The organism is Sphingomonas sp. SORGH_AS_0870 (genome assembly GCF_031453175.1).
In the GTDB taxonomy this organism is placed as follows: domain Bacteria; phylum Pseudomonadota; class Alphaproteobacteria; order Sphingomonadales; family Sphingomonadaceae; genus Sphingomonas.
Genome location: NZ_JAVIYW010000002.1, coordinates 385,581 through 398,586, shown reverse-complemented (window position 1 = coordinate 398,586; position 13,006 = coordinate 385,581). Strand labels below are relative to the sequence as shown.

Genomic DNA, 13,006 nt, shown 5'->3' with positions numbered 1-13,006 from the left:
TGATGGCCGAGAGCAAGGACATCGATACGCTCGCCAAGGGCGGGCGGACCAATATCGCGGGCTTCGCGCTGCGGCTGGCGGCGCGCATCCCCTTTCTGTTCATCGCGGGGCGCATGTACGGCCCCGATCTGGTCGGCCGCTTCGCCATCGCGGTGGTCGTGGTCGAGCTGGCGGCGCTGATCGCGACGCTGGGCATGAAGCGCGGGCTGGCGCAGGCGCTGTCCTCGACCGAGCGGCCGCATGTCCATGTCGTGTGGGATGCGATGGCGCTCGCCTTCCTGGCCTCGGTCCTGGCCAGCGCGGTGCTGTGGACCTTTCCCGAGCTGCTCTATCCCAACAGCGCGATCACCGGGCTGGACCGGTGGCTGCCCTGCATCATCGTCGCCATCGCCTGGTCGGACGTCAGCCTCGCCGCGCTCGCCTATCGCCTGAACGTCAAGGCGACGGTCACCGCGCGCGCGGTGGTCGAGCCCTGGACCATCTCGATCGCGGCCTGGGTCTTTTCCTTCTTCACGATCCGCGACGGGCTGGTCCTGTCCTATGTCGCGTCGATGACGGCGGCGCTGATCGCCAGCCTGGTGCCGTTCCTGCGCAGCTATGGCCTGCCGCATGGCTGGAGCCCGCGCCTCGCCCGCGTCTTCGCGCTCGCCCGCGCCAATGCGCCGCTGGCGGGGGCGGACGCGCTGGAATGGGGGACGCGCAATGTCGACCGCTTCATCCTGGGCGTGATGTTCGAGCCGCGCATCGTCGGCATCTATTATATGGCGCAGCAGGTCGCCTCGCTTCCGCAGAAGCTGAAGACCAGCTTCGACCCGATCCTGGGCCCGGTCATCACCCAGAGCCTGGCCAATGGCGACATGGGCGCCATCGCGCGGCAGGTGCGGCAGGTGGCGTTCTGGATCATGGCGGCGCAGGGCTGCCTGGCGCTGATGGGCTCGATTCCCGGCGAGGGCGTGATGGGCGTGGTCGGCCCGCAATTCGTGTCGGGCACCGCCGCGCTCGCCTTCCTGCTGTTCGCCGAGGTGCTGGCCTCGACCGGCGCGGTGTGCGAATCGGCGCTGGTCTATACCGCGCGGCACCGCAACCTGATGATCTCGATCGCGATGCTGGGGGTGCAGATCGGCCTCAGCTTCGCGCTGATCCTGGGCATGCGCGCGCTCGGCTGGCCGCCGACCTGGGCGGCGGCGGGCCCGGCGGTTGCGCTGGCGATGAGCGTGACGATGACCTCGGTCATCAAGGCGCGGGTGCTGTCGGGCATCCTGAACGCGCCCGTCTCGCCCTTTCGCTGGCCGCTGCTCTGGGCGGCGGGGGCGGCGATCGTCGTGGGCGGAGCCTTCACGCTGCTGCCCAAGCGACTGGAATGGGCCGAGCTGCTGTTCGGCGAGCCCGCCATCGCGGCGACCTATCTACTGGTGCTGTGGCGCTGGGCCTTTGGGCCAGCGGACCGCGCGCTGTTCGGCAAGGCGCCGAGCGCGGAGGAAGCCACCTTGCCCCATGCGGGCGGGATCACGCGGTAACTTCCAATCTCCGTTCACGCTGAGCGAAGTCGAAGGCCATGGGATGACGCTTCGACTACGCTCAGCGTGAACGGTTGGGCTATGGGTCGGTCATAAGAAGGCCCCTTCCGAACGCTTCGGAAGGGGCCTTTTTCGGATCAATGCCGGAAGTGGCGCATGCCGGTGAACACCATCGCCAGCCCGGCTTCGTCCGCCGCCGCGATCACTTCATCGTCGCGGATCGAGCCGCCCGGCTGGATCACCGCCGTCGCGCCCGCCTCGACTGCCGCGAGCAGGCCGTCGGCGAAGGGGAAGAAGGCGTCCGAGGCGACAGCCGAACCGATGGTGCGTGGCTCGGCCCAGCCCGCCTTGTCGGCGGCGTCCTTGGCCTTCCATGCGGCGATGCGCGCCGATTCCAGACGGTTCATCTGGCCCGCGCCGACACCGGCGGTCGAGCCGCCCTTGGCATAGACGATCGCGTTCGACTTCACATGCTTGGCGACCGTCCAGGCAAAGCGGCAATCGGCCAGTTCCTGTGCGGTCGGCGCGCGCTTGGTGACGACCTTCAACATGTCGTCGGTCAGGCGGCCATTGTCGCGGCTCTGGACCAGCAGACCGCCCGCGATCGACTTCATCATCAGGCCCGGGCGCGACGGGTTGGGCAGTTCGCCCGACAGCAGCAGGCGCAGGTTCTTCTTCTTGGCGAAGATGGCGCGTGCCTCTGCCGAAGCGTCCGGCGCCACCACGACCTCGGTGAAGATGCCCGAGATCGCTTCCGCCGTCTCGGCGTCGAGCGGACGGTTGCAGGCGATGATGCCGCCGAAGGCCGACACCGTGTCACAGGCGAAGGCCGCCTGATACGCCTCGAGCAGCGTCTCGCCGCTCGCCACGCCGCAGGGGTTGGCGTGCTTGACGATGACGACCGTGGGCGGGCCGTCGATGAATTCGCTGACCAGCTCCAGCGCGGCATCGGCGTCGTTCAGGTTGTTGTAGCTCAGCGCCTTGCCCTGAAGCTGCTCGGCCTGGGCGATGCCCTGACCGCCCTTTTGCGGCAGATAGAGCGCGGCGACCTGATGCGGGTTCTCGCCATAGCGCAGCGTTTCGGGGTGGCGGGTGAAGGCGAGCGGCAGGGTCGCCGGGAACGCCTCGCCCTGGTCGGCGAAGGCGAACCACTGGGCGATCGCCGAGTCATAGGCGGCGGTGGCGGCAAAGGCCTTTGCGGCGAGGCGCTGGCGGGTCTTCAGCGTCGAGGCGCCGTCATTCGCGGCGAGTTCGGCCAGGAAGTCGGCATAGTCCGCCGGATCGGTCAGGATCGAGACATAGCCATGGTTCTTGGCGGCCGAACGCACCATCGACGGGCCGCCGATATCGATATTCTCGATGATCTCGGGCCGCTCCGCCCCCTTCGCGACCGTCTGCTGGAAGGGGTAGAGGTTGACCACGACCAGATCGATCGCGCCGATGCCATGCTCGGTCATCGCGGCGGCGTGCGCGGGGTCGTCGCGCACCGCGAGCAGGCCGCCATGGACCATCGGGTGCAGCGTCTTGACCCGGCCGTCCATCATCTCGGGGAAGTTCGTCACCTCGGAGATGTCGCGGACCGGCAGGCCCGCATCGCGGATCGCCTTGGCGGTGCCGCCGGTCGAGACGAGATCGACCCCGCGCTCGGCCAGCGCGCGCGCCAGATCGATGACGCCGGTCTTGTCGGACACCGACAGCAGCGCGCGGCGGACCGGCACGGTGTCGACGGAGGGAGCGGAGGGGAGCGAAACGGCCATCGGGCTGCGGGTCCTACATGCTGGGGGAGAGTTTGCGGCCCCGATAGACTCCGATTCGCCGAAGCGCAAAATGTGATTCGGGGGAGCATGATTCCTCCCCTGCAAGGGGAGGTGGCAGGCCGCAGGCCTGACGGAGGGGTGTCACCGCTCGTCAGGGCAGGCTTCCTCTCTAATGGGGACACCCCTCCACCATGCTTCGCATGGTCCCCCTCCCCTTGCAGGGGAGGAATTTGATGGTTCGACTGTGCCCCGGCCTTCGCCGGGGCGGGCGCTCTTCGCGCCGATGCGCTCAGAGCGCCCGCTTGAACGCCCAGCTGACATGCGCGCCGCCCGCCGGGGTTTCGCCCGTCACGACCAGCTGCTGCGTCGCGACCGGGCGGCCGGTGCCGTCGATCCACAGCGACTCCTCGATCGCCAGCGTGCCGCCGCGACAGCGGAACTGCCACAGCGCGCCGTCGTCCAACCGCAGGATCGCCTGCCCGCTCTCGGCGGTGATGACCGCCTCGACTCCGTCGCCCAGATGGAAGCGCAGCGCGAAATGGGTCGATCCGGCCTGGCGCTTGCGCCCCTGCGGCAACAGCGCATCCTCGCCGCGCAGCTCGCGTCCGTCGCCGGTCAGCAGCAGCTGGCGGCGGTGGAGAAAGCCATAGCGGCGGACATAGCCGTCATGACTCGCCTCGATCCGGCTGGCCGCGTCCGATTCCTGGCGGCTGAGCTCGACCTCGGCGACGCCGCGCCCCAGCGTGCCGTCGGCATGGATCGCAGTGGAGTTGGAATCGCCCAGGACCAGCGTCGAATGCGCCGCCGTGGTGCGCAGGCCATGCGCGAGGCTGGCGGGAACCTGTGCCACGGTCGCGCCCGCGCCGCCGCAATTGACGACGATCCGCTGCGCCCCGTCCGAAAACTCGAAGGCCAGCGTCGAGGCGCAGCCCCCCTCGATCGCGCGCGCGATGGGCGGGGGCGCGGCGTCCATGAGCAGCACGGTCTGCGCCGCCGCCAGCCGCTGATAACCCCAGTCGCCCGCCTGGCGCAGCGGCCGGGTGCGCACGCCCGACGCCTCGATGACGGCGGCGATCTTCTCGGGCGTCTCGGGCCCCGATCCCTGCCAGCTCGACAGCGCGCGGTCGCCATGCACCACGCCGAGCAGCGCCGAGATCATCTTCTGCAACCGCGCCTGGAACGCCTCCGGGAACGCCAGCCCGCGCGCGTCATAAACCTCGCGCATCATGGTCAGCAGCATGACCGCGTCGAGTTGCACCGCCGGGCTGCGCGCGATGACGCCGCCATCGGCGAACAGGCCGGTGTCGAGCGCGCGGTTCAGCCCCGCCTCGCCGAACGCCTGGCGCGGATCGCCCCCCGCCAGCAGCAATCCCGCCGCGACGACGCCGCACCAGGCGGCGATCCGCGCGACCCCGGCGGGCGCCTTGTCCGCGCCGCGATCCAGATGCCGCGCGCCCCGCGCCAGGGTGTTGAGCACGCGCGAGCGATAGACGAGATCGGTCGACGACAGGATCAGCGGCGCATGCGCAGTCCAGAACAGGATGCGGCGGCCCCACAGATCGGGCCGCCACGCCACCGGATCGATCTTGTCCCCGAACGCGTCGAGCCAGCGGCCCATCAGATATTCGGCGATCGGCACCCCCTGCGCCCGCGTCGCGACGCTGGACAGGTCGCGCAGCCAGGCAAAGCCGTGCAGATGGTCGGCAAAGCCGCTCGACCAGTCGGGATGCGCGAAATCGATCGATTCGACCCCGCGCTCCTCGCCGCGCCAGTCGAGCACCCCGCCGAGAAGGGCATGGCCGCGCTCGATATCGCCCAGGATCGGGTCTTCGGGCACCGCCATCAGCTTGAGCGGATGCCGCCCCTTCAGCCGCAGCGAATGCAGCGGCGTGCGCCAGGTCAGCCGGTGGAGATGCTCGCTCAACCGGTCGGCGAGCGACAGCCCGCCAGTGCCGACACGGACCAGCCGCTTGCCTTCCTCGATGCTGTCGGCAGCCTGCGGGGTGGACCCGCCCTCGATCCCGCTCCGCATCGCGCTCAACCGCGCAGGGCGGCGATGTTGGCGGCGTACTGGTCCGGACCGCCCCGGAAGGCCGCCGTTCCCGCGACCAGCGCGTCGGCCCCCGCCTCGATACAGCGTTTCGCCCACGCCGGATCGACGCCGCCATCGACCTCCAGGTCGATGGCGCGCCCCGAATGCTCGATCATCTTGCGGATCGCCGAAATCTTCTTCAGCTGGCTTTCGATGAAGCTCTGGCCGCCGAAACCGGGGTTCACGCTCATGACGAGGATCAGATCGACCATGTCGATCAGATAATCCAGCATCTTGGCAGGCGTGGCGGGGTTCAGCACGACCCCGGCGCGCTTGCCCAGCCCCTTGATATGCTGGATCGTGCGGTGGATGTGCGGCCCCGCCTCCGGGTGGACGGTGATGGTGTCCGCCCCCGCCTCGGCAAAAGCGTCCAGATAGGCGTCGATCGGCGAGATCATCAGATGCACGTCGAACGGCTTGTCCGTATGCGGGCGCAGCGCCTTCACCACCGCCGGGCCGATGGTGATGTTGGGCACGAAATGCCCGTCCATCACATCGATATGGATCCAGTCGGCGCCCGCGGCGTCGATGGCCCGGACTTCTTCGCCCAACTTGGCGAAATCGGCGGACAGGATGGAGGGTGCGATACGGACGGGGAGCATGGCATTTGTCCTTAACGTCCTATCGCGCCCAAGTCAGCCTTTGCGTTGCAGCCGCGCGATGAAGAACCCGTCGAGCCGCCCTTCCCTTGCGAGCATCGTCGGCAGGGTGCGGATCGTGCCCTGGTCGGTGATCCCCGGCCATTCGCCCGCGATCGGCGACAGCGCGTAATCGGGCCGCTCGGCCAGGAACGCCGCGATCTGGCGCTCGCCCTCTTCGGGCTCCAGCGAGCAGGTGGCATAGACCAGCGTCCCGCCGGGTTTCAGCCAGTCGGCGGCGCGGGCCAGGATCACCCGCTGCAACTCCGCCATCTCGGCGATGATCGCGGGGCGAACGCGGTAGAGGACGTCGGGGTGACGGCGGAAGATGCCGCTGGCGCTGCATGGCGCATCGACCAGGATCGCATCGACCTGCCCCTTCGGGTTCCATTCGCGCAGGTCGGCGGTGACGACCTCAGCCGACTGGCCGGTGCGCTCGAGATTCTCGGCCAGGCGGGCGAGTCGCGATTCGGACTGGTCGATCGCGGTGACGGTCCAGCCCGCGCTCGCAAGCTGCAACGTCTTGCCCCCCGGCGCGGCGCACAGGTCGAGCACATGGCCCGGCCCCTGCCCCAGCAGACGGGCGGGGATCGAGGCGGCGAGGTCCTGCACCCACCAGGCGCCCTCGTCGAAGCCCTGCAACTCCATCACCGAATTGCCCGAAGGCAGGCGGACATGGCCGGGGAGCAGGCTGACCCCGCCCAGCTTTTCCGCCCATTCGTCGGTCGCGGACGGATCGGCCAGCGTCAGGTCGAGCGGCGGCGGGGCGGCGATGGCGTGGGCGGCGGCCTCGACCATATCCTCCCCCCAATTCTCTTCCCAGCGCATCTCGGTCGCGGGCGGCAGCGCGGGGATTTCGGGGAGCAGGACACCGCTCTTGGTGATGGTGCTGAAGACACCGTGGACCAGCTTGCGCGGGCCGCCATCGACCAGCGGCAGCACGGTCGCGATCGCGGCGTGCGGCGGCGTGCCCAGCGCCAGCACCTGGACGAGCGCGATGCGCAGTGCGAAGCGCGCCTTGGCATCGTCGGGCAGCCGCTGCTTGGTCGCCGAGTCGATCAGCGCGTCCAGATCGGGCAGGCGGCGCAGCGTCTCCGCCGCGATGGCATGCGCCAGGCCCCGATCCGGTCCGCCCGCCAGTGCACGGGTGGCCGAGGCGAGCGCCGCCTCCAGCGGTTCGCCCCGGCGAAGCACCGCGTCGAGCAGTCGGATGGCGGCGCGGCGGGTGGCGGTGCCCAGCGGTTCAGAGGGGCGCTGCGGTCCCCCGCGCCGGTCGCCGCCCTTGGGCGGCCCGCGACGATCGGGACGGCCGGGGCGCGAAGGCGATTGGGGGGGGCGTGTCACTTGGCAAAACTCCTGTCAGCCCCGACATGGGCTGCAATCATTGCCCCTTAGTCGAAAGGACCGCCCATGGGCCAGCGCCCCGACCATGTGAAGCCGCCCGCCTATCTCTCGCAAAATACCCCGGTGCCGCAGCCCGAGGCCAAGCCCGAGCCGCAGGACGACCCATTGGGGAAGAATCCGGTGCGCTATGGGGATTGGGAATTGAAGGGGGTGGCGGTCGATTTTTGACCCGAAAGCCCGTCATCTTCTTAAAGCCCCTCCTCCCGGTAGGGGGGAGGGGTTTGGGGTGGGGGTTTGGCCACGGGCGACAGTCTCGGTGAGACTCCGTGCCCTCCCCCACCCCCTCCCGCAGGCGGGAGGGGAGCGGCCAGAGGCTAGGTTAGACCGCTCAACCCCCGTTCAGCCTGAGCGAAGTCGAAGGCCACGCCCCCGACCTCACCCCGATCACCGGCGCACTAACGTCCCCGCACCCTGCTTGGTGAAGATCTCCAGCAGCATCCCGTGCGGCACGCGCCCGTCCAGGATCACCGCCGCGTCCACCCCGGCCTCGACCGCCGAGACGCAGGTCTCCAGCTTGGGGATCATCCCCCCCGAGATCGTCCCGTCGGCGCGCAGCTCGGCGATCCGCGCGGGGTTCAGGTCGGTCATCAGCTCGCCCTGCTTGTCGAGCACGCCCGCGACATCGGTCAGCAGGAAGAAGCGCGACGCGCCCAGCCGCGCGGCGATCGCGCCCGCCATGGTGTCGGCGTTGATGTTATAGGTATGCCCGTCCATCCCGATCGCGACCGGCGCGATGACCGGGATGATGCCGTCGGCGCACAGGCTTTCGATCAGGCGCGGGTCGACCGCGACCGGCTCTCCGACAAAGCCCAGATCGACATGGCGCTCGATCCCCTTCAGCGGATCGGCCTCGCGCCCCTGCACCTTCTCGGCGATAACGAGCCCGGCGTCCTTGCCCGAGATGCCGACCGCGCGGCCCCCGGCGGCGGAGATCCAGCTGACGATTTCCTTGTTGATCGATCCCGCCAGCACCATCTCGGCGATCTGCGCGGTTTCCTTGTCGGTGACGCGCAGGCCGTTGACGAACTGCGACTCGACGCCGAGGCGCTTCAGCATCGCGCCGATCTGCGGGCCGCCGCCATGGACGACCACCGGGTTGATGCCGACCGCCTTCAGCAGCACCATGTCCTCGGCGAAATCCCGCTGCCGTTCGGGATCGCCCATGGCGTGGCCGCCATATTTCACCACGAAGGTCTTGCCCGCATAACGCTGGAGATAGGGCAGCGCCTCGGTCAGCGTCTCGGCCTTGGCGAGCAGGGCGGCGTCGGGATCGTGGTTGGTCATGAGCGGCCCTTTATCGCGGGTCGGGAACGGGGAAAACCGGCAATATGGATCAGGCGCGATCGAGCCGCCGCCCCAGGCCGACGAACAGATAGATCAACGGCGGGACGAGAACGGCCGACAGCGTGACCTTGGCGATCATCTGCCCCACGATCAGCTGGCCGATGGGGAAGGCGCCGTAAAAGGCGATGGTGACGAACAGCAGCGTGTCGACCACCTGGCTGAGCATGCTGGCCACCGCCGCGCGCAGCCAGAGCAGCTTGCTGCCCTCCTTGCCCTTCAGAGCGGCGAAGATGGTGACGTTCAGCGTCTGCGACACGCCATAGGCGACGATGCCGCCCAGCCAGATCCGCCAGGTCGATCCCAGCACCAGCTGGATCGCGTCGCGATTGGCCGGGATCATCTCCGGCGAGGGCGGCAGCATCCAGACGATCCACGACAAAGCGAGCGACACCAGCAGCGGCACGAAGCCCACCCGCACCAGCCGCCCGGCGACCTGCGGCCCGTGCAGCTCGGCCACCGCGCTCGACGTCACGACCAGCAGCAGGAAGGCGAAGATCCCCGCCTCGACCGCCAGCGGCCCCAGCGCGACCTGCTTGTTGCCCAGCACGCCCGCGATACACACCATGCCGCCGTAGAAGATCGACAGCGCGAACAGCGAGGGAGAGATCAGGCGCGAGCGGGAAACGGCGTCGGGATGGTCCATCGGCGACTGCTAGCGCGAAATCGCGCCGGGGCAAAGGATTAGGCGAACCCCTTTCCTCCCCTGCAAGGGGAGGTGGCAGGCCGTCAGGCCTGACGGAGGGGTGTCGCGCTATCGAGAGGGGGACACCCCTCCGACGCGCTACGCGCGCCACCTCCCCTTCCAGGGGAGGAACATTCCGTCGCTTGCGCCGCCTCCCGCAACACGCTCTATTCCCCACCGAAACGATAATCAGGGGGATCAGATATGCGGTTGGCGAAATGGCTCGGCGGGGTTGCCGCGACGCTGGCGATGATGCCGGGGCTTGCGGCGGCGCAGACCCGTCCCGACCAGAAGGCGTTCTTCGACCTGTACAAGCAGCTGGTCGAAACCAACACCAGCCTGTCGGTGGGCAGCTGTACCCAGGCCTCCGCCCAGATCGCCGACCGGCTGAAGGCCGCGGGCTACAAGGACGCCGACATCACCCTGTTCTCGGTGCCTGAGCATCCCAAGGACGGCGGCATCGTCGCGGTACTGCCCGGCACCGACAAGCGGCTGAAGCCGATGCTGCTGCTCGGCCATCTCGACGTGGTCGAGGCCAAGCGCGAGGACTGGACCCGCGATCCGTTCAAGCTGATCGAGGAGGACGGCTTCCTCTATGGTCGCGGCACCGTCGACGACAAGGCGATGAGCGCGATCTGGGCCGATACGCTGATCCGCCTGAAAAAGACCCCGCCCAAGCGCACGATCAAGATGGCGCTGACCTGTGGCGAGGAAACGACCTTCGCGTTCAACGGTGCGGAGTGGCTGGCGAAGAACAAGCCCGATCTGATCGCGGCCGAGTTCGTGCTGAACGAGGGCGGCGGCGGGCGGCTCGATTCGGACGGCAAGCGCGAGCTGCTGGCGGTGCAGGTCGGCGAGAAGGCGGCGCAGAACTATACCTTCCTGGCCACCAATCCCGGCGGTCACAGCTCGCAGCCGACGCCCGAAAACGCGATCTACGAACTCGCCGACGCGGTGAAGGCGGTGCAGGGTTACGAGTTTCCGATCCAGCTGACCGACACCACCCGCGCCTTCCTGACCGCGACCGCGCAGAAGGTCGGCGGGCCGCTCGGCGATGCGATCACCCGGCTGCTCGCCGATCCGAACGACAAGGCCGCCGACGCCGTCGTCAGCCAGGACAAGGCGCTGCATTCGACGCTGCGCACCACCTGCGTCGCGACGCTCCTTCAGGCGGGTCATGCCGAAAACGCGCTGCCCCAGCGCGCGACCGCCAATATCAACTGCCGCATCTTCCCCGGCGAGACGGTCGAGGGCACGCTGGCCAAGCTGAAGGAACTGGCCGGGCCGAAGATCACCGTCACCGCCAACCAGCCGGTACGGCCGACCGCCATTCCGCCCAAGCTGGACCCCAAGATCATCGGCCCGATGAAGACGCTGGCCGCCAAGCACTTCCCCGGCGTGCCGCTGGTCCCGATGATGTCGACGGGGGCGACCGACGGCATCTTCTTCCAGACGATCGGCATCCCGGTCTACGGCGCGCCGGGCATCTTCATCGAGAAGGATATGTCGGGCATTCACGGCCTGAACGAGCGGATTCGGGTCACGTCGCTCTATGACGGCCGGGACTATCTCTACGATCTGGTCCGGGCCTATGCCTATTGAACGCGACATCGCCGCCCGTCTCCGACGGGCGGCGAGGCTTCAGGGGCTTTAGACCCGTTTCAGCGGTACCGGCCCGCTCCCCAATCAGGCGGGCTGGTGCACCGGCGGCAGGCGCAGGCGCATCGGCTGCGACAGCCAGCCGACGACCATTCGCCGCATCGGCTGCCAGAAGGCGGACAGCGTCAGCAGCGCCGAGCCGATGACGAAGGCGGTGAACGCCGCGCCCAGTTCGACCGCCCCGGCGCTGCGGAACAGCGAATAGAGCGCATAGAGCACATAGACGAGGCTGGAGACGAGCAGCGCCCGCCGGTCGACCGCCAGCGCGATCCCCGCGAACAGCAGGTAGAGCGCCAGCACGATCACCGCGACGCCCGCGCCGATCTCTCCGTCGAACACGCCCAGCATCTGGAAGATCGGATGCGCGATCATCGGCGCGGCGGCCAGGTGCAGCCAGAAGGCGACGTCCGCACGCCGGGTCTGACGCTGCGGGTCCGACATGTCCCAACGCATAGCGAGCGCGAAGACGCCGATCCCGCAGACGAGCAGGATCGGCCACATGCCCTGCTTGATGTCGGGGAACGCCGCCATCAACAGCCCGATCACGACCGCGACCAGCGCCGCCGCCCCCGCCGCCACGGTGATCGGCACCATGAACCGGCGCCAGTGCAGCCATGCCGCCCCGGCCGAGACCAGCCCCACCCCGGACATCGCCAAGGCGCCAGCCGTGCCGTTGATGTTCGACCAGAGGGTCTCGATGAACCCGATCAGCCCCCCCGCCACACCGCCGACAAAGGCGAGTAGCAACAGGATGCTGGGCAGCGCCATCCGCCGCTTGCCGGTGAAGTAGAAGGCCAGCATCCACGCCGCCGCCGCGACGAAGGCACCGCCTAGCCCATGGCTCAGGCTGAAGCCGATCTGCCCGAGCGCGGCGAGCAGCAGCGCGATCGCGATCGACACGAAGATGTCGTTGAACCCGGTGAGCAGCCGGAAATGCTCCTCCTCGACGGCCGGTGCGGCATGGACCGTCGCGACGTGCCGCCGCAGCGCCGCCGCCGCCTCGGACGAAATCGCCCCCGCCGCCACCGCACCGTCGATGTCGCTTTCGCTGTACATGGACCTTCTCCCCATTGAGAAGCGGAGAGGATCGCTCATGTGTATTATTGTGTCAATACACGCTCGACAAGCCCGCGAGTGGGCGCGATAATCCTTGCCCTCGAAGGAGCCGTTCCTCAAATGCGTATCGAACCCGCCGACCCCACCGATCCGTCATCGTCCCGGCTGCTCGACCGGCTTTCCGACGCGCTGGAAACGATAACCGGGGACAGCGGCCGAGCATCCTTCGATCCCCTGGACGTACAGGGTGACGGCGCGTCGTTCGTGCTGGCGTATGACGAGGAGGGAAGGCCGCTCGGCTGTGGCGCGTATCGGCCGCTGGCGGAGGGCGTGGCGGAGCTCAAGCGGATGTTCGCCCTGCCCGGAAGTAAGGGTGTCGGCGCGGCTATCCTCGCCTGTCTCGAAACCCGCGCGCGGGCGGACGGATATGACCAGCTTTGGCTGGAGACGCGACGGGTCAATGAAAGGGCCGTACGATTCTACGAGAAGAACGGCTATCGGCGCATCCCCAATTTTGGGAAATATGCCGGGCGGCCCGAGGCCGTCTGCTTTGCGAAGATCCTGTCGGAGCCGGTCTCGCGGGGCGGGTGATGGTCCGCCTTACCGGTTCGTCCGGACGGACCCGCCACCCAGGGCGGATCGACATTCAGTATTGCTTCTTCTTCCCCTCTCCCCTGGACAGGGGAGAGGGGAAGCGAAGCTTGCCAGCGTGCTGGCTGGCGCAGCTTGGGTGAGGGGTTGAGCGAGCCTTCGGCTCGCGCGCTGCGCGCATGCACCCCTCACCCAGCTCCGACTAAGCCTTTGCTTTCGCAAAGGCCAAGTCTGCGCACCCCTCTCCCCTCTGCGAGGGGCGAGGG

At 68.6% G+C, this 13,006-nt stretch carries 11 protein-coding genes; 4 read left to right on the top strand and 7 right to left on the bottom strand.

The window, feature by feature from the left end:
- The first annotated feature begins 2 nt into the window (after nucleotides 1-2).
- A complete protein-coding gene (locus tag QE363_RS02300) occupies nucleotides 3-1,517 on the top strand; it encodes an oligosaccharide flippase family protein (RefSeq protein WP_309691456.1) in 1,515 nt (504 codons plus the stop codon).
- Between the two features lie 137 nt (nucleotides 1,518-1,654).
- Here the strand turns inward: QE363_RS02300 and purH are convergent, their stop codons facing one another.
- The 4 genes from purH to QE363_RS02280 form a co-directional block, all read right to left on the bottom strand.
- The gene (gene purH / locus QE363_RS02295; protein WP_309691454.1) at nucleotides 1,655-3,274 is read right to left on the bottom strand and encodes a bifunctional phosphoribosylaminoimidazolecarboxamide formyltransferase/IMP cyclohydrolase; all 1,620 of its coding nucleotides are present in this window, start codon (nucleotides 3,272-3,274) and stop codon (nucleotides 1,655-1,657) included.
- A gap of 289 nt (nucleotides 3,275-3,563) precedes the next feature.
- Nucleotides 3,564-5,306, bottom strand: coding sequence for a heparinase II/III family protein (locus tag QE363_RS02290; protein WP_309691451.1), 1,743 nt, complete (start codon nucleotides 5,304-5,306; stop codon nucleotides 3,564-3,566).
- Nucleotides 5,307-5,311: 5 nt separating this feature from the next.
- Nucleotides 5,312-5,968, bottom strand: coding sequence for a ribulose-phosphate 3-epimerase (rpe, locus tag QE363_RS02285; RefSeq protein WP_309691450.1), 657 nt, complete (start codon nucleotides 5,966-5,968; stop codon nucleotides 5,312-5,314).
- Nucleotides 5,969-6,001: 33 nt separating this feature from the next.
- Nucleotides 6,002-7,348, bottom strand: a complete 1,347-nt coding sequence (locus tag QE363_RS02280) for an RsmB/NOP family class I SAM-dependent RNA methyltransferase (protein ID WP_405053158.1) — start codon at nucleotides 7,346-7,348, stop codon at nucleotides 6,002-6,004.
- 66 nt (nucleotides 7,349-7,414) lie between these two features.
- Here QE363_RS02280 and QE363_RS02275 point away from each other — a divergent pair, with 66 nt between their 5' ends.
- A complete protein-coding gene (locus tag QE363_RS02275; protein WP_307101913.1) occupies nucleotides 7,415-7,576 on the top strand; it encodes a DUF1674 domain-containing protein in 162 nt (53 codons plus the stop codon).
- 216 nt (nucleotides 7,577-7,792) lie between these two features.
- Here QE363_RS02275 and argB read toward each other — a convergent pair whose 3' ends face one another.
- Both argB and QE363_RS02265 read right to left on the bottom strand, forming a co-directional pair.
- Nucleotides 7,793-8,692 carry an acetylglutamate kinase gene (gene argB / locus QE363_RS02270; RefSeq protein ID WP_309691449.1) on the bottom strand — a complete coding sequence of 300 codons (900 nt, stop codon included), beginning with the start codon at nucleotides 8,690-8,692 and terminating at the stop codon, nucleotides 7,793-7,795.
- Nucleotides 8,693-8,741: 49 nt separating this feature from the next.
- Nucleotides 8,742-9,395 carry a queuosine precursor transporter gene (locus QE363_RS02265; protein WP_307101909.1) on the bottom strand — a complete coding sequence of 218 codons (654 nt, stop codon included), beginning with the start codon at nucleotides 9,393-9,395 and terminating at the stop codon, nucleotides 8,742-8,744.
- A 243-nt stretch (nucleotides 9,396-9,638) separates the two neighbouring features.
- Between QE363_RS02265 and QE363_RS02260 the strand changes: the two genes are divergently transcribed.
- A complete protein-coding gene (locus tag QE363_RS02260) occupies nucleotides 9,639-11,036 on the top strand; it encodes a M20/M25/M40 family metallo-hydrolase (protein WP_309691448.1) in 1,398 nt (465 codons plus the stop codon).
- Between the two features lie 84 nt (nucleotides 11,037-11,120).
- Here QE363_RS02260 and QE363_RS02255 read toward each other — a convergent pair whose 3' ends face one another.
- Nucleotides 11,121-12,149 carry a hypothetical protein gene (locus tag QE363_RS02255; protein WP_309691447.1) on the bottom strand — a complete coding sequence of 343 codons (1,029 nt, stop codon included), beginning with the start codon at nucleotides 12,147-12,149 and terminating at the stop codon, nucleotides 11,121-11,123.
- Between the two features lie 120 nt (nucleotides 12,150-12,269).
- On the opposite strand from QE363_RS02255, the gene QE363_RS02250 reads away from it, so the two are divergent.
- Entirely contained in the window at nucleotides 12,270-12,740 is a 471-nt protein-coding gene (locus QE363_RS02250; protein WP_309691445.1) for a GNAT family N-acetyltransferase, read from the top strand.
- The last annotated feature ends 266 nt before the right edge of the window (nucleotides 12,741-13,006 follow it).

Excerpts from the sequence above, each read along its gene's own strand:
- QE363_RS02300 (WP_309691456.1), top strand. The coding sequence starts at position 3 with ATGGCCGAGAGCAAGGACATCGATACGCTCGCCAAGGGCGGGCGGACC.
- purH (WP_309691454.1), bottom strand. The coding sequence starts at position 3,274 with ATGGCCGTTTCGCTCCCCTCCGCTCCCTCCGTCGACACCGTGCCGGTC.
- QE363_RS02290 (WP_309691451.1), bottom strand. The coding sequence starts at position 5,306 with ATGCGGAGCGGGATCGAGGGCGGGTCCACCCCGCAGGCTGCCGACAGC.
- rpe (WP_309691450.1), bottom strand. The coding sequence starts at position 5,968 with ATGCTCCCCGTCCGTATCGCACCCTCCATCCTGTCCGCCGATTTCGCC.
- QE363_RS02275 (WP_307101913.1), top strand. The coding sequence starts at position 7,415 with ATGGGCCAGCGCCCCGACCATGTGAAGCCGCCCGCCTATCTCTCGCAA.
- argB (WP_309691449.1), bottom strand. The coding sequence starts at position 8,692 with ATGACCAACCACGATCCCGACGCCGCCCTGCTCGCCAAGGCCGAGACG.
- QE363_RS02265 (WP_307101909.1), bottom strand. The coding sequence starts at position 9,395 with ATGGACCATCCCGACGCCGTTTCCCGCTCGCGCCTGATCTCTCCCTCG.
- QE363_RS02260 (WP_309691448.1), top strand. The coding sequence starts at position 9,639 with ATGCGGTTGGCGAAATGGCTCGGCGGGGTTGCCGCGACGCTGGCGATG.
- QE363_RS02255 (WP_309691447.1), bottom strand. The coding sequence starts at position 12,149 with ATGTACAGCGAAAGCGACATCGACGGTGCGGTGGCGGCGGGGGCGATT.
- QE363_RS02250 (WP_309691445.1), top strand. The coding sequence starts at position 12,270 with ATGCGTATCGAACCCGCCGACCCCACCGATCCGTCATCGTCCCGGCTG.